Source organism: Micromonospora sp. WMMD998, assembly GCF_029581235.1.
Classification (GTDB): domain Bacteria; phylum Actinomycetota; class Actinomycetes; order Mycobacteriales; family Micromonosporaceae; genus Micromonospora.
Genome location: NZ_CP120740.1, coordinates 274,491 through 289,757, shown reverse-complemented (window position 1 = coordinate 289,757; position 15,267 = coordinate 274,491). Strand labels below are relative to the sequence as shown.

12 protein-coding genes are annotated in these 15,267 nt (G+C 73.1%); 8 read left to right on the top strand and 4 right to left on the bottom strand.

The window, feature by feature from the left end; genetic code table 11:
* The first annotated feature begins 304 nt into the window (after nucleotides 1-304).
* From O7619_RS01400 to O7619_RS01385, 4 genes are read left to right on the top strand one after another with little or no spacing between them, the layout of a single operon-like run.
* On the top strand, nucleotides 305-1,558 hold the full coding sequence (locus O7619_RS01400) for a PQQ-binding-like beta-propeller repeat protein (RefSeq protein ID WP_282285182.1): 1,254 nt from the start codon (nucleotides 305-307) through the stop codon (nucleotides 1,556-1,558).
* Between the two features lie 37 nt (nucleotides 1,559-1,595).
* Nucleotides 1,596-2,132: a hypothetical protein gene (locus O7619_RS01395; RefSeq protein ID WP_282285181.1), complete on the top strand. Its 537-nt coding sequence runs from the start codon at nucleotides 1,596-1,598 to the stop codon at nucleotides 2,130-2,132.
* 59 nt (nucleotides 2,133-2,191) lie between these two features.
* Nucleotides 2,192-2,734 (top strand): hypothetical protein, encoded by a 543-nt coding sequence (locus tag O7619_RS01390; RefSeq protein ID WP_282285180.1) that lies wholly within the window; start codon nucleotides 2,192-2,194, stop codon nucleotides 2,732-2,734.
* Nucleotides 2,735-2,759: 25 nt separating this feature from the next.
* On the top strand, nucleotides 2,760-3,821 hold the full coding sequence (locus O7619_RS01385) for a hypothetical protein (protein WP_282285179.1): 1,062 nt from the start codon (nucleotides 2,760-2,762) through the stop codon (nucleotides 3,819-3,821).
* Between the two features lie 50 nt (nucleotides 3,822-3,871).
* Here the strand turns inward: O7619_RS01385 and hisC are convergent, their stop codons facing one another.
* The 4 genes from hisC to hppD all read right to left on the bottom strand — a co-directional run bounded on the left by hisC (nucleotide 3,872) and on the right by hppD (nucleotide 8,056).
* Complete coding sequence (gene hisC / locus O7619_RS01380) at nucleotides 3,872-4,975, bottom strand: histidinol-phosphate transaminase (protein WP_282285178.1); 1,104 nt, start codon at nucleotides 4,973-4,975, stop codon at nucleotides 3,872-3,874.
* On the bottom strand, nucleotides 4,972-6,051 hold the full coding sequence (locus O7619_RS01375) for an RDD family protein (protein WP_282285177.1): 1,080 nt from the start codon (nucleotides 6,049-6,051) through the stop codon (nucleotides 4,972-4,974). Before O7619_RS01375 ends, hisC begins: the two co-directional genes overlap by 4 nt.
* Nucleotides 6,052-6,138: 87 nt before the next feature.
* The gene (locus O7619_RS01370) at nucleotides 6,139-6,840 is read right to left on the bottom strand and encodes an RDD family protein (protein ID WP_282285176.1); all 702 of its coding nucleotides are present in this window, start codon (nucleotides 6,838-6,840) and stop codon (nucleotides 6,139-6,141) included.
* Nucleotides 6,841-6,850: 10 nt separating this feature from the next.
* Nucleotides 6,851-8,056, bottom strand: a complete 1,206-nt coding sequence (hppD, locus tag O7619_RS01365; protein WP_282285175.1) for a 4-hydroxyphenylpyruvate dioxygenase — start codon at nucleotides 8,054-8,056, stop codon at nucleotides 6,851-6,853.
* 139 nt (nucleotides 8,057-8,195) lie between these two features.
* Between hppD and O7619_RS01360 the strand changes: the two genes are divergently transcribed.
* The 4 genes from O7619_RS01360 (at nucleotide 8,196) to O7619_RS01345 (ending at nucleotide 15,234) form a co-directional block, all read left to right on the top strand.
* The gene (locus tag O7619_RS01360; RefSeq protein WP_281586335.1) at nucleotides 8,196-8,684 is read left to right on the top strand and encodes an Lrp/AsnC ligand binding domain-containing protein; all 489 of its coding nucleotides are present in this window, start codon (nucleotides 8,196-8,198) and stop codon (nucleotides 8,682-8,684) included.
* Between the two features lie 122 nt (nucleotides 8,685-8,806).
* Nucleotides 8,807-10,240, top strand: a complete 1,434-nt coding sequence (locus O7619_RS01355; RefSeq protein ID WP_282285174.1) for a PQQ-binding-like beta-propeller repeat protein — start codon at nucleotides 8,807-8,809, stop codon at nucleotides 10,238-10,240.
* A gap of 76 nt (nucleotides 10,241-10,316) precedes the next feature.
* Nucleotides 10,317-11,984, top strand: a complete 1,668-nt coding sequence (locus O7619_RS01350) for a fumarate hydratase (protein WP_282285173.1) — start codon at nucleotides 10,317-10,319, stop codon at nucleotides 11,982-11,984.
* Nucleotides 11,985-12,246: 262 nt separating this feature from the next.
* Entirely contained in the window at nucleotides 12,247-15,234 is a 2,988-nt protein-coding gene (locus O7619_RS01345; protein WP_282285172.1) for an AfsR/SARP family transcriptional regulator, read from the top strand.
* Nucleotides 15,235-15,267: the final 33 nt, after the last annotated feature.

Genomic DNA, 15,267 nt, shown 5'->3' with positions numbered 1-15,267 from the left:
CTCACTCTCGCCCTCGCGCGCCGTGCCGTGCCGCGCCGCCCGCGTGCCGTGGCCGCCTTTGGGTGCATCCGTGGTTGCCAGAGCGACCACAGATGCACCCAAAGCCTGAGTCGATGTTCTCCGCACTCGGCACCGTCCAGTTGGCGGAACCGGCGCTCCCAGCTATGGGAAAGAGTCAATCTTGGTATGGAACCGCCCCGCTGGGGGCCGGCCCGTACCAAGATCTCGAAGCCGCGAGCCGCGAGCCGGGCGAGCGGGTCGCGGTCCCGAGTCGGCCGGTAGGGTGCCGGGGCGGAGGTGGCGGATGGCTGAGGCCGGCAGGCGGCGGGCCGTGGTGGCGCTGGCGGCGGTGCTGGCCGTCGCGGCCTCCGTCGCCGTGGTCGCCCGGGTGCTGGCGCCGGCCGAGGTCGAGACCGTGGCCCGGGAGCCCTACCCGGCGCTGCCCGCACCGACCGCCGGGGTGATCGGGCGGCTGCCGGTGGCACCGCTCGTCGTGGACGGCCGGCTCCGCGTCTATGCAGGCGCCCGCCAGGTGTACGCGGACCAGCCGGTCACCGGCCGGCACCGGGTCACCCCGTTCTGGTCCTACCGGCGCTGGCCGGCGACGCTTGTCGGGGTGCTCGCCGAGGGCACGACGGTGGTCAGCCGCTGGTCCGACGGCAAGCTGGTGGCGCTCGACGCGCGTACCGGACGGGTGGCCTGGCGTGCCGACGGCCCGGAGCCCGGGGCGACGCCGGAACCCCGACGCACCTTCGCCGCCACCGTCTGGGAGCCCGCCGGCCTGCACGTGGCCCGCGCCGCGGACGGGCGCGCCGTGCTGCTCGCCGCCGGTCCGGGCGCGGTCGCCGGGTTCGACCTGGGCGACGGCCGCCGGCTCTGGCAGGCCGACGTCGGTCGTGGCTGCCGGGTCGACGTGGGCAGCACCGCGAGCGGCGAGATGGTCGGGGTGGACACCTGTGCCGGGCCGGCCGCGGTCGAGCTGCGGGACGCGACGACAGGTGTGGTGCGGACCCGCTGGCGACCGCCGGACGCGCCGGACCGGCTCGTGCTCACCCCGGTCGGCTGCCGCGCCGGGCACTCCGGGTGCCGTGGCCTGCGTACGGCCGGGCCGGGCGGCGAGGACAGCCGGGGCTGGCTGGTGACGGATCCCGGGGAGCCGACGGCCGCGCCGGGCCTGGACGGTCCGGACTCGGTGCTGGACGGCGAGCGGGTGGTGGACACGTCCGGTCCGGTGGTGATCGGACGGTCCGCGCGTACGGGTGAGGAACTGTGGCGCCGGGCGGACGTCCACCCGGCCCGGGTGCTCGCGGTGGAGCCGGGCCGGGTGCACCTGCTGACCGACCGCCGGGAGCTGGTCACCCTCGATCCGTTGACCGGCGCGACCCGGTCGGAGTTCGTGCTCGACGTCGGGCGGGACGGGATCGGCTGGCAGCCGGGCCGGGCGTACGCGGTGAGCGGCTACGTCGCGGTGGAGCGGGTCCGGGAGGACGCCGTCCCGGAGGACGACGACCAGGGCTGGTTCCTGATGGCCGAGCCGGTGTTGCTGGCCGCCACCTGAGTCGACAAATCGGACATTAGGGCTTATAGTCCCTGACGTGCGTTCGCTAGCCGCCCTGTCGGGGCTTCTCCTGGCCGCTGTCGGTGCCGCCGCTCCCGTTGAAGCGGCGACTCCGGTGCGTACCGTGCGGCTGGCCCTGACCGTCGGAGTCGACATCACGGTCCCGCCCTCGGTCAACCTCGGCACCGGCTTCGTCGGCGGGGTGCTGACCGGTCAGCTCGGCACGGTCGAGGTGCGCGACCAGCGCGGCAACGTGAACCCGAACCTCTGGGTCGCGACGGTGAGTGCGACCGCCTTCGTCACCGGCGGGGGTGGGGCGCAGCGCACCATCGCCAACGGTCAGGTGTCGTACTGGTCCGGCCCGGCGGTGCGCAGCACGGGCGGTGGGACGCTGGTGCCCGGACAGCTCACGGCGGCGCAGGCGGTCGCGCTCAACGTGACCCGGGAGGCGTTCCGCAAGACCGCCGGCAACGGCAACAACACGGTGTCCTGGGCGCCAACCATCCGCGTCGCGGTGCCTTCTACGGTGGTCGCCGGGACCTACACCGGAACTATCACCCACTCTGTAGCCTAATGAGTGATATGTCCCATTTCCGGGCTGACGGCCGAAACGCGGTTTCTACCGTCTCAGGCATGAGGAAGCCACTTCTTACCCTGTCCGCCGCCGCAGCCGCCGTGCTGGCCCTGGCGGCGCCCGCTGCGGCAGCGCCGTCCGGCGACACCATCGTCACGTTCACCATCTCGACCGCGAACCTGGACATCTCGGTACCGCCCTCGGTGAACCTCGGCGCCGTGTTCGCCGGCTCCACCGTGACCGGCCAGCTCGGCAACGTCACCGTCACCGACAGCCGCTCGGCGCTCAGCGCGACCTGGACCGCCACGGTCAGCAGCACCGCGTTCACCACCGGCGGCGGCACTCCTTCCGAGACCGTCCTGCCGAACCTGGTGGAGTACTGGTCCGGCCCGGCGATTTCCACCACCGGCACCGGCACCTTCGTGCCCGGTCAGCCCACCTCGGCCGACGCGGTGACGCTCAACCTGCCCCGCACGGCGTTCAGCAAGACCTCCGGCAGCGGCAACAACTCCGCTACCTGGAATCCCTCGCTGCGCATCACGATTCCCGCCGACGCGGTCGGCGGCACCTACACGGGGGTGATCACCCATTCGGTGGCATGAACTCCGTCGCGCTCTCGCCCTGGCGGTGACCCTCGCGGTCGCCGTCGGGGCGGCAGCCGTACCCGGGGCCGCGCCGGCCGCGCCCCGCGAACCCGACCGCGCGGAGGCCAATGCGCCGGCACCCGACCGGGACACCCGGCGGGACGGCTCGCCGCGTCCCCACCCGTCGCCCAGCCGCACCGCCGACGGGGTCCCGGCGGCGGTCGGCGTACGCCTGCTCGACGCCCCGGTCAACCGGCGCGACGACACCCGCGCGCACAAGTACATCGTGGACCACGTCAACCCCGGCACCACGATCCGGCGGCGCATCGTGGTGGAGAACGCATCGAAGGTGCGGCGCGACGTCGACGTGTACCCGGCTGCGGCAGAGGTCACCGACAAGGGCTTCGTCTACGCGCCCGGCCGGACCGAGAACGAACTGAGTAGCTGGATCCGGGTCGATCGGACCCGGGTGGACCTGGGCCCGGACGACGAGACCACGGTGTGGGTCACCATCCGGGTGCCCGAGCGGGCCGAGGCCGGTGAGCGGTACGCGGTGGTGTGGGCCGAGACGGCCGGCGGGGACGGGCGCATGGTCAAGCAGGTGGCGCGGGCCGGGATCCGGGTCTACCTGTCGGTGGGACCGGGCGGGGAACCGCCCTCCGGGTTCGAGATCGCGCCGCTCGCCGGCGGCCGTGACCCGGACGGCACCCCGGTGGTGACCGCCGAGGTGCACAACACCGGCCGGCGTGCCCTGGACCTGGCCGGTGAGCTGTGGCTCGCCGACGGGCCCGGCGGGCTGTCGGCGGGACCGGTCCGGGCCGAGGCGGCGACACTTCCCCTGGACGGACGGACGACGGTCCGGGTCGCGCTCGACCGCCGCCTGCCCGACGGCCCGTGGCAGGCGCGGCTGCACCTGGCCAGCGGCTGGACGAAGCGCACCGTGACCGGCGAGATCAGCTTCGGCGCGGCCCCGGCCGCGGTGACGAAGGCGGATCGGTCCCGCCTGGTGCTCACCTCCGGCGCAGCCGGATCGCTGGTGATCCTGCTGCTCTTCGGCCTCTACACGTACCGACGACGGATGCGGCAGCCCGTGCCGGTCGGTTGACCCGGGACCGGTACGTCGATGGTTGACGGACCGGCCCCGACTCCTTCCGGTCAGGCCAGCGCGACCTCGGCGGCGGCCAGGAACACGTCGTTCTCGGCCGGGGTGCCGATGGTGACGCGCACCCCGTCGCCCGGGAACGGCCGGACGATCACGCCGCGCGCCTCGCACGCCCGGCCGAACTCCATCGCGCGGTCGCCGAGCGGCAGCCACACGAAGTTGGCCTGGCTCTCCGGCACGTCCGGCACGAACTTGCGCAACGCCTCGGTGACCCGGTCCCGCTCGGCCACCACGAGCGCGCAGCGCCGTTCCACCTCGTCGGCCTGGGCCAGCGCGGCGAGCGCGCCGGCCTGCGCGGCCGTGCTGGTGGAGAACGGGGTGACCACCTTGCGGACGGCGGCAGCCACCGCCGGCGCGGCGACCAGCCAGCCGATCCGCAGGCCGGCGAGGCCCCACGCCTTGGACAGCGTGCGCAGCACCGCCACGTTCGGCCGGTCCAGGTAGTCGAGTCCGTCCGGCACCTCGGCGTCGGTGACGAACTCCCGGTACGCCTCGTCGATCACCACGAGCACGTCGTCCGGCACCGCGTCGAGGAAGCGGTCCAGCTCGGCGCGGCGCACCGCCGTACCGGTGGGGTTGTTCGGGTTGCAGACCAGGATCATCCGGGTCCGGTCGGTCACCGCCGCCGCCATCGCGGCCAGGTCGTGCCCGTGCCCGGCGTCGTTCGGCACCCGCACGCTCGTCGCGCCGCTCGTCGCCGCGATGATCGGGTACGCCTCGAAGGAGCGCCACGAGTAGATCAGCTCGTCGCCGGGCAGGCAGGTGGCCCGCACCAGGTGCTCGGCGAGCGCCACCGAACCGCAGCCGGTGGCGATCCGCTCGGCGTCCACGCCGTAGCGCTCGGCGAGGGCCTGGCGCAGCGCCACCACACCCATGTCGGGGTAGCGGTGCGAGCCGGCGACCGCCTCGGCGACCGCCTCCACCACGCCCGGCAGCGGGCCGTACGGCACCTCGTTGCTGGCGAGTTTGATCGCCTCGGGAAGGCCCAGCTCCCGGGCCAGGTCGGCGGGGCTGCGGCCGGGCACGTAGTTGGGCAGCGCGTCCAGGTCGGCGCGGGTGAGCCGCAGCGCGGGCTGGGGACGTCCGGTCTCGGTCATGGGGATTCTCCCGGGGGGTCGGCGCGGTCGCGCGGGGTGGTGGGGGCGTCGGGCCGGGCGCGGGGGAGCTGGACCACCACGGTCTGCGCCCGCTTGTCGTGCAGCGCCTGGCGCAGCGGTTGGTCGAACAGCGGGGAGACGGCGTCGACGAACTGGAACAGCAGGCCGAGTCCGCAGCAGTACCAGAGCAGCGTGGGCAGGCCGAGGGTGCTCCACCGCCGGAACGCCCGGCCGAAGCCGAGCGGCTGGTCCGTCTCGACCGGCAGCGCGCGGACGCGGGCCAGCCGCTTGCCGAAGGTCTGCCCGCGCGCCGCCATCGACGGCACCTCGTAGGCGAACCAGAGCGCGGTGGCGATCAGCAGGATGACGACCTGGAGCCCGCCGGCCTGGTCGTCGATCTGGGGCAGCCCTTCGGTGGAGGTGTCGCCGTTCAACGCCCGGCGCATCGTCTCCCGCAGGTAGGGCTCGATCGCCTCGAAGTAGCGCCAGACGAACCAGCCGTTGACCAGGACGTTGAGCAGGAACACCACGCCGAAGTCGATCAGGCGGGCCACCAGCCGGGCGCCGTACGAGGCGAGCGGCAGACCGTGTGGGCGCGGGACGGGCGGTCGGCCCGGCCACTGCGGGTAGGGCCAGCCCGGCGGCGGCCCCGACTGCCCGGGCTGCCCCGGCCAGGCGCCGCCCGATCCCGGCTGCCCTGGCCGCCCGGGTTGTGGTCCCGACCACGGCCCGGCCTGGCCCGGCTGTCCGGCTTGGCCCGGCTGACCAACCTGGCCCGGCAGACCAACCTGGCCCGGCTGACCAACCTGGCCCGGCAGACCAACCTGGCCCGGTTGTCCGGCCTGGCCCGACCATGAGCCGGCCTGGCCCGGGGTGCCGAGCGGCGGGGCCGGAGTGGTGGGGCCGCCGGAGGTCGGCGTCGGGGCGGCCGGCTCGGGCTCGGGCTCGGCGGGCGGGGGACCGTCGGGCGGAGTGACGTCGACCGGGATCGGCGCGCCGATCCAGCCCTCCCCGTCCCACCACCGGCGGGTCTCCGGTTCGGCGGGGTCGACGTACCAGCCGGGTTCCACACTCACCGACGTGCCTCGCTGTGCTCGTTCACCGTCACGGTGCCCCCTCAGTTCGCGACTGCGGGGCTCGCAGGCCCGGCTCGCTCCTCACGCTCACGGACCAACCTTAACGACGACCGTGCCGGCGAACTTGTCGTGCAGGCACTGCTGCCAGGGCTTGTCCCAGAGCTGCCAGAACCCGTCGAGGTAGTTGAGGAACGGCACGAGCGACCCGGCGACGAACTCGACCAGCCAGCGCTTGCCGAGCATGCCGCGGGTCAGCGGCGCGCCGGGGCTCGCCGGGACGATCCGCAGCTTCATCACCTTCTTGCCGAGCGTCTGCCCGGTCCGGCGGGCGTACTCGACGTGGTAGAGCCAGTAGAAGACGAGCAGAAACGCGAAGAATCCCAGCTCGGCGGCGAGCAGCGGGAAGAAGACGTCCGTCCAGACCGCCGACGGGTCCGGTCCCTCCGGGCCGCTCTGCTCGATGTTCCCGACCGCCCGGAAGACGATCAGGAAGAAGACCGGCAGGAAGACGACCATGGCCACGGCCGACGCCACGACGGTGTCGATCAGCCAGGCCAGCAGCCGGTCGCCGAAGCTCGCGAGCGGCTGCCCGTCCGGCGCCAGCGGGGGCGGGACGAACGCCGCGTACGGGGCGTACCCGGGTGGCGGCGACGGGTAGCCGGGGAGGGCGGCGTACGTCGGCGGGGTGTGCTGCGCGGGCACCGTCGGGCCGGCGGGTGGCGCGACGCCGCCGCCCGGGGGCGGGGGCCCGGCGGGCGGCGGCGTCGTGTTCGGGGGAGGCTCGGTCACGCGGACAGTGTCACAGATTGCCGCGCTTCTCCTGCTCCCGCTCGATCGCCTCGAACAGGGCCTTGAAGTTGCCCTTGCCGAAGCCGAGGGAGCCGTGCCGTTCGATCAGCTCGAAGAAGACGGTGGGCCGGTCCTGCACCGGCTTGGTGAAGATCTGGAGCAGGTAGCCGTCCTCGTCCCGGTCGACCAGGATCTTGCGGGACTGAAGCTCCTCGATCGGCACCCGCACGTTGCCGATGCGGGCGCGCAGCTCCGGGTCCTGGTAGTAGGAGTCCGGGGTGTCCAGGAACTCCACGCCGGCCGCCCGCATGGCGTCCACGCTGGCGAGGATGTCGTTGGTGGCCACCGCGATGTGCTGGGCGCCGGGGCCCCGGTAGAACTCCAGGTACTCGTCGATCTGCGACTTCTTGCGGGCCACCGCCGGCTCGTTGAGCGGGAACTTCACCTTGCGGGTGCCGCTGGCGACCACCTTGCTCATCAGCGCGGAGTAGTCGGTGGCGATGTCGTCGCCGATGAACTCGGCCATGTTGGTGAAGCCCATGACCCGCTTGTAGAACTCGACCCACTCGTCCATCCGGCCCAGCTCGACGTTGCCGACCACGTGGTCGACGGCCTGGAAGAAGCGCTTCGGCTGGAGGCCGGCGTCGATCATCGGCCGCCGGTCCACGATCGGGCCGCGGGCGACGAAGCCGGGCAGGAACGGGCCGGTGTAGCGGGACCTGTCGACGAGGGTGTGCCGGGTGTCGCCGTACGCGGCGATGGACGCCATCCGGACGGTGCCGTGCTCGTCGCTGACGTCGTGCGGGTCGAGCAGGCCGGTGGCGCCCTGCGCGGTGGCGTGCGCGTACGCGGCGTCCACGTCCGGCACCTCGAGCGCGATGTCGGAGATGCCGTCGCTGTGCGCGGCGACGTGCTCCGCGCCCTCGGCGTCCGGGCGGACCACGCCGGTCAGCACGAACCGGGCCGAGCCGCTGGTCAGCACGTACTGCGCGTGGTCCCGGTAGCCCTGCTCCGGGCCGCGGTAGGCCACGCAGGTCATGCCGTAGGCGGTGGAGTAGTAGTGCGCCGCCTGCTTGGCGTTGCCGACCAGGAAGTGCAGGTGGTCGAGGCCCCGGACCGGGAACGGGTCGCGGCTGATGTCGTGGTCGACGGCGCCGACGAGAACGTCGGCGTCGGTCTCCTCGGTGGGCTGGGGTCGGTCGATCGCCTGGGTCATGGTGGCCTCCCTCGCGTACCGGCCGGCCTCGTGGGCCGCCGTGGTGTGCTTGTCCGGCGAGCATCGCCGGACCGCCTCCGGTTGGGCAACCGTTGTCGAAATCCCTGGTCAGGTTGTGCATTCGGTATGGTGAAACACCATGAACACTGATCAGGATGTACAGCTCGACGAGCTGGACGCCCGCTTGATCGAACTGCTCGCGCAGGAGCCCCGGATCGGGGTGCTGGAGTGCTCACGGCGGCTCGGCGTGGCGCGGGGCACGGTCCAGGCCCGGTTGGACAAGCTGGTCGGCCGCGGTGTGGTGGGCGGGTTCGGGCCGGACATCTCGCCGGCCGCGATCGGTTTCGGGGTGACCAGCTTCGTCACCCTGGAGATCAGCCAGCGGCACGGCCACGACCAGGTCACCGCGCACCTGGCCGCCATTCCGGAGGTGTTGGAGGCGCACACCATCACCGGCTCCAGCGACCTGCTCTGCCGGATCGTGGCCCGGTCGAACACCGACCTCCAGCGGGTCATCGACCAGATCGTCGCCTCGGAGGGCATCCGGCGCGCCTCCACCATCATCGCGTTGGCCGAGCAGATCCCCTACCGCACGCTGCCGCTGGTCCGCTCCGCCGCCCAGCGGTGAAGGAGGGGCCCCCGCTTAACGCATTCGGTAGAGGCGGGGGCCCCTATTAACACCTGACGCCGCGCAAGAAGCGGCGCGACACGCCCCGCGCGAAGCCCGGCGGACCGGTGATCGTCGCTACCGTGTCGGGTGTGAAGGGCCTAGGCGCACGCGGCTGGTTGCTGCTCGGGCTCATCACCGTGGTCGTGCTCGCCGCCACCGGCGTCTGGAACCCCTTCCCCGGCCTGTGGGACTGGGTCGACCGGAGCAAGCCGATCTCCGAGCCGGACGTGGTCTGGCAGCAGCGCGTCGGCGGCACCCCACGCAGCGTCACGATCGCCGGTGACACCGTGATCGTGGAGCAGCGCACCCGGGTCGAGTCGCGCAACCTCGCCGACGGCACCCAGCTCTGGGAGCGCAAGGCCGACTGGTCCGCGGTGGCCGGCAGCGGACGCGAGTCGGTCGTCGCCGTGGGCAAGCTGCTGAACAAGGGGTACGAGGTGCTCGACCCGGTGACCGGGGTGACCCGTCGCCGCGACGATCGCGCGATCGCCGTCTGGACCTACCGCAACCTGCTGCTCGACGCCTACTGCGTGGAGCCGACCGACTGCACATTGCGGGCCTGGGAGCCGCGGGGCAACGCTCCGCTGTGGACCGCCTTCCTGCCCGGCGTACACAGCGGGTTGCTCGCCGACAACCCGGAGCTGCGCGGCACCCGCCGGCTGGACGCGACCCGCATCGACGGCGAGGTGGCCGGGCCGGAGTCGGTCCCGCCGCTGCTGGGTTTCCCGGTCGACGGGCGGGTGCACGTGCTCGACACCGCGACCGGCCGGGTGCTCCAGAACGTCGAGCCCGGCCGCGACGAGCGGCTGTCCGTGGTCGGCGGCCGGCTGCTCCGGATCGCGGCGACCTCCCGCGACGGGAGCTGCTACTTCGTCATCACCGCCGTCGACCCGGCCACCGGCCAGCAGGTGTGGCGGCGGACCGGGATCAACCTGCGCACCGCGGACTCCGCCGGCTGCGTGCAGCGGGAGGATCCGCAGGGCGCCCGCAACGTGCTCATCGGGGTGGCCCCGGACGGCCGCGAGGCGGTGCTCGACGGGTACGACGGACGGCCGCTCCAGGTCGGCGCGGAGGGCGAGAAGCTGCTCGCCGTCGACGACAGGTACGCGGTGGTGCGCGGCGCCGGCAAGGACTCGCTGCTCGGCCGTGAGCTGGCGGCCGACCGCACCCGGTGGACCCGCCCGACGGGCAGCAAGAGCGGCGCGGCGCTCACCCCGTACGCGGTGGTGATCAGCGAGGAGAAGCCGTCCCGGCTGGTCGCGGTCGAGCCTCGCGGGGGTCGGACGCTGGTCGAGCTGCGCACGTCGGGGAACGCCCTGGCGGTCGGCCCCAACGGCATGATCATCGGTGAGGGGCGGGAGATCGGGTACGTCCGCTGGGGCGCCACCGCCGCCGGGGTGTCCCGGCCGGACCAGGGGGCGGTGCCGGCGCCCGACCCGGCCGACACCTGGCGTCCCCCGAGCGACCAGGGCAGTTGCGGGCCGAAGCGGGAGCTCTGCGCCGACGGGAAGTGACGTGCGGTGAGATGGGCGTCCCACGACCCACCGGCGGGTGTCACCGATCGATCGCTCTGCCCTAGGCTTTTCGGTCATGAGCAGTGCCACCGCCTTCTCGTACGCGCCCCTGCTGCCGACCGGTCCGGACCAGACGGAATACCGCCTGGTCACCGACGAGGGCGTGGACGTCGTCAACGGCCCGGGTGGCCGCCGGTTCCTCACCGTCGAACCGGCCGCGCTCACCGCGTTGACCGCCGAGGCCATGCACGACATCGCCCACTTCCTGCGCCCGGCGCACCTGGCCCAGCTCCGGTCGATCATCGATGATCCGGCGGCCTCGCCGAACGACCGGTTCGTCGCGCTCGACCTGCTGCGCAACGCCAACATCGCGGCCGGCGGCGTGCTGCCGATGTGCCAGGACACCGGCACCGCGATCGTGATGGGCAAGCGCGGTCGGCACGTGCTCACCGACGGCGCCGACGCGGAGGCGATCTCACGCGGCGTCTACCAGGCGTACACCCGGCTCAACCTGCGCTACTCCCAACTCGCGCCGTTGACCATGTGGGACGAGCGGAACACCGGCAGCAACCTGCCGGCGCAGGTGGAGCTGTACGCCGAGGACCCGGACGGGCATCCCGACGCCTACAAGTTCCTCTTCATGGCCAAGGGCGGCGGTTCGGCCAACAAGTCCTACCTCTACCAGGAGACCAAGGCGCTGTTGAATCCGACGCGGATGATGCAGTTCCTGGAGGAGAAGCTGCGGCTGATCGGCACCGCCGCCTGCCCGCCCTACCACCTGGCGATCGTCATCGGCGGCACCTCCGCGGAGTACGCCCTGAAGACCGCCAAGTACGCCTCGGCGAAATATCTGGACGCGCTGCCGACGCGGGGTTCGATGAGCGCGCACGGCTTCCGTGACCTCGAGTTGGAGGCCGAGGTTCTGGAGCTGACCCGCAACTTCGGCATCGGCGCGCAGTTCGGCGGTCGCTACTTCTGCCACGACGTGCGGGTGGTCCGGCTGCCCCGCCACGGCGCCTCCTGCCCGGTCGCCATCGCGGTCTCCTGTTCCGCCGACCGGCAGGCGGTCGCCAAGATCACCCCGTCGGGCGTGTGGCTGGAACGACTCGAAACCGACCCGGCGCGCTTCCTGCCCGACGTGACCGACGAGACACTGGACACCGAGCAGGTCGTCCGCGTCGACCTGCGCCGGCCGATGGCCGAGATCCGCGCCGAGCTGTCGAAATACCCGGTGAAGACGCGCCTGTCGTTGACCGGTCCGCTCGTCGTCGCGCGTGACATCGCCCACGCGAAGATCGCCGAACGGCTGGACGCCGGTGAGCCGATGCCGCACTACCTGCGCGACCACGCGGTCTACTACGCCGGCCCGGCCAAGACTCCCGAGGGCTACGCCTCCGGCTCGTTCGGCCCCACCACGGCCGGCCGGATGGACGCCTATGTGGAGAAGTTCCAGGCGGCCGGCGGTTCGATGGTGATGCTCGCCAAGGGCAACCGGTCCGCTCAGGTGACCCGCTCCTGCCACGCCCACGGCGGGTTCTATCTCGGCTCGATCGGCGGCCCGGCCGCCCGCCTCGCCCAGGACTGCATCAAGCATGTCGAGGTGCTCGAATATGCCGAGCTGGGCATGGAGGCGGTCTGGAAGATCGAGGTGGAGGACTTCCCCGCCTTCATCGTGGTCGACGACAAGGGCAACGACTTCTTCGCCGAGGTCACCAAGCCGGTGCTCACCGTCGGCCGGCGCTGACCCCACCGACGTACGCGAGGGGCGTCCTGGCCTGGCCCGGGCGCCCCTCGGCGTGTCCGCCATGCATCGACATCGGTGCGCCTGACCAGCCTCGCGGCCGGGCAGGCGCACCGCCCCCGTCGGATGCCGTCACCGACAACCGGATTGAGTCTGGGCGCAGGCGCTGTCGATCCGCTATCACATCACTATCGCCTCCACGCGGCGTTCGGTGATCGTCGGGCTACGCTGCTGGAAGGTGCAACCGGGCGTACGGGGGTCGCAGATGCGGTTCGGGATCCTGGGCCCGCTGCGGGTGGGCGGCGGTGAAGCCACCGTCACCGCAGGTCGGGACCGGATCGTGCTCGCCATGCTGCTGTTGCGCGCCGGTCGGGTGGTGCCGACCGAGGAGCTTGTCGACGCCATCTGGGAGGAACGCCCGCCGGCCACCGCCCGCGCCCAGCTCCAGATCTGCGTGTCGCGACTGCGGCACCGGTTCGTGGTGCTGGGCCTGCCCGCCGACACCATCGTCACCGACCCCGCCGGTTACGGGATCCGGGTCGGGCCGGACGATCTGGACGCCGAGGTGTTCGCCCGCATCGTGGAGACCGCCCGCACGGCGGTCGGCGCCGGTCGGGCGGCCGAGGCGCGGGAGCACTACCGGGCCGCGCTGGCGCTGTGGCGCGGCCCCGCGCTGGCCGGCATTCCCGCCCGGAGCGTACGGCGGCGGGCGCAGACGCTCGACGAGCAGCGGCTCGCGATCCTGGAGGAGTGCGTCGACGTCGAGCTGCGGCTGCGCCGGGCGGCCGACCTGGTCGACGAGCTGGCCGAGAACGTCGAGCGTCACCCGCTGCGGGAACGGCTGCGCGGGCAGTTGATGCAGGCGCTGTCCGCGCTCGGGCGGCAGGCGGACGCGCTCGCCGTCTACCGGGAGGGGCGGCGGATCTACGCCGAGGAGCTGGGCATCGAACCCGGCTCGGCGCTGCAGACCTTGCATCAGCGGCTGCTCGCCGGTGACGACGCCGGGAACGGGCCGGCGGTCGCGCCCCGGGCCGTTCCGGTGCGCGCCCTGCCCCGGGCCATCAGCGACTTCACCGGGCGGCAGCAGACCATGGCCCGGCTGGTGAAGGAGATCGTGGCCGAGGGCGCCCGCCTGCACCTGATCGACGGGATGGCCGGGAGCGGTAAGACCACCCTCGCCGTGCAGGTCGCGACCGCCGTGCGGGAGCAGTTCCCGGACGCGCAGCTCTTCATCGACCTGCACGGTTACAGCGAGCGCACCCCGTTGACCGCCGCCGCGGCGGCCGGCACGTTGCTCCGGCAGCTCGGGGTGCCCCCTGAGCGGGTGCCGGTCGACCCGGAGGACCGGCTGGCCATGTGGCGCTCCGAACTCGCCGACCGGCGGGCCGCGGTGGTGCTGGACAATGCGGCGAGCGCCCGCCAGGCCGCCGCGTTGCTGCCCAGCGGCCCGGACAATCTGGTGCTGGTGACGAGCCGCCGCCGGTTGGTCGGTCTCGACGACGGGCGTCCCCACTCGCTGTCCGTCCTGGACCCGGACGAGGCGCTCGAACTGCTCGGCCGCGTCGTCGGCGCCGACCGGATCGGCGCGGAGCCGGCGGCTGCGGACGAGGTGGTCAGGCGGTGCGGCTACCTGCCACTCGCCATCCGGCTGGCCGGCGCCCGCCTGGCGCACCGTCCGCTCTGGCGGGTCGCCGACCTGGCGCAGCGGCTGACCGAGGCACAGGATCCGCTGGCCGAGCTGGCGGCCGGTGAGCGTTCGGTCGGTCACGCCTTCGCCCTGTCGTACGCCCAGGTGTCGGCGTCGGCCCGGCGGTTGTTCCGGCTGCTCGGGCTGCACCCGGGGGTGCGGTTCGACAACCGGGTGGCGGCGGCGCTCATCGAGCTGCCGCTGCCCGAGACGCAGGACCTGCTCGACGAGCTTGTCGACGCGCATCTGGCGGAGGAGGTGGAGCCGGGCCGTTACCGCCTCCACGACCTGCTGCGGGAGTACGCCCGCCGGCTGTTGGCCGAGTCCGAGCGTGCGGAGGAACGACGCGACGGTGTCGACCGCCTGATCGAATATCACCTTCAGGTGGCGGCGGCTCTCGCGATCCTCGCCGAGGCCAAGCCGAGCGGCATGGCGAACGTCGCGCTCCCGCCGCCGCGTCGTCCCGACCTGGTGGTCACCCAGGAGCAGCGGGGCCTGTCCTGGTTCGACGAGAACCGGGCCACGCTCACCGCGTTGGTGCGCCTCGCCGAGTCGGAGGGCCTGCTCGACCACTGCTGGCAGCTCACCCGGGCGTTCTGGTGGTCGAACTTCGTCGGCGGCCACCTCGACGAGCTGGTCGAGACGCACGACGTGGCCCTGCGGGCGGCGACCGTGTCGGGCAACGACGAGGCGGTGGCCATCACCATGAACTATCTCGCCTCGGCGAAGTTCCGCCTCGGCCGTTACGCGGAGTCGGTCCGGCTGATGGAGGCGGTCGTCGACCGCTACCGCCGGCTCGGCCTGCGTCAGGAACGGGTGCAGGCGCTCGGCAACCTCGCCGCCGCGTGTTTCGGCGGCGACGAGTACGAACGCTGTCTGGAGTGCCTGGACGAGGCCCACCGGACCGCCCGCTACCCGGAGGACGCCGGGCTGATGGCGACCCTGTTCAACATGCTCTCGATCGTGCTGCTCTTCCGGGGCCGGTACGACCTGGCCCTCCGGGCGGCCCGCCAGCACGTCCTGCTGGCCCGGGAGGGCGGTGAGTTCCGGCACACCGGGAACGCGATCGGGCACCTCGGCATGATCCGGCACCGGATGGGCGACCTGGGGCCGGCCCGCCGGCTGCTCCGGGCGGCGCTGCGGGTCAAGCGGTCCAGCGCCAACCGCTTCGGCGAGGGGGAGATCCTCAACGAGATCGGCCTGATGGAACAGGAGGCGGGTCGTCCGGCCGAGGCCGAGGCCCGGCACCGCGCCGCGCTGCTGGCGATGACCGACGCCGGGGACCGGGTCGGGCAGTGCGCGTCCCGCAACCTGCTGGCCCGCGCCCTGCGCGCGCTCGGTGACGTGGACACCGCGCTCGACCTGCACCGGCGGGTGATGACCGACGCCACCCGCCTCGGCCTCCGCTACGAGCAGGGGCGGGCCCTCGACGGGCTGGCCCGCTGCCTGCGCGACACCGACCCGGCGCAGGCCCGCCGGTACGCCACCCGGGCGCTGGCGCTGTTCCGCCAGGTCGAGTCGCCGGACCGGCGGGCGACCGAGGAGTTGCTCGCCGAGCTGGGTTGAGGTGCGGTCGGCTTTCCCTGCACGTCGGCGGGT

What these genes read in the sequence shown, in the direction of transcription:
- O7619_RS01350 (WP_282285173.1), top strand. Translation starts at nt 10,317, where the DNA reads ATGAGCAGTGCCACCGCCTTCTCGTACGCGCCCCTGCTGCCGACCGGT.
- hppD (WP_282285175.1), bottom strand. Translation starts at nt 8,056, where the DNA reads ATGACCCAGGCGATCGACCGACCCCAGCCCACCGAGGAGACCGACGCC.
- O7619_RS01360 (WP_281586335.1), top strand. Translation starts at nt 8,196, where the DNA reads ATGAACACTGATCAGGATGTACAGCTCGACGAGCTGGACGCCCGCTTG.
- O7619_RS01345 (WP_282285172.1), top strand. Translation starts at nt 12,247, where the DNA reads ATGCGGTTCGGGATCCTGGGCCCGCTGCGGGTGGGCGGCGGTGAAGCC.
- O7619_RS01390 (WP_282285180.1), top strand. Translation starts at nt 2,192, where the DNA reads ATGAGGAAGCCACTTCTTACCCTGTCCGCCGCCGCAGCCGCCGTGCTG.
- O7619_RS01400 (WP_282285182.1), top strand. Translation starts at nt 305, where the DNA reads ATGGCTGAGGCCGGCAGGCGGCGGGCCGTGGTGGCGCTGGCGGCGGTG.
- hisC (WP_282285178.1), bottom strand. Translation starts at nt 4,975, where the DNA reads ATGACCGAGACCGGACGTCCCCAGCCCGCGCTGCGGCTCACCCGCGCC.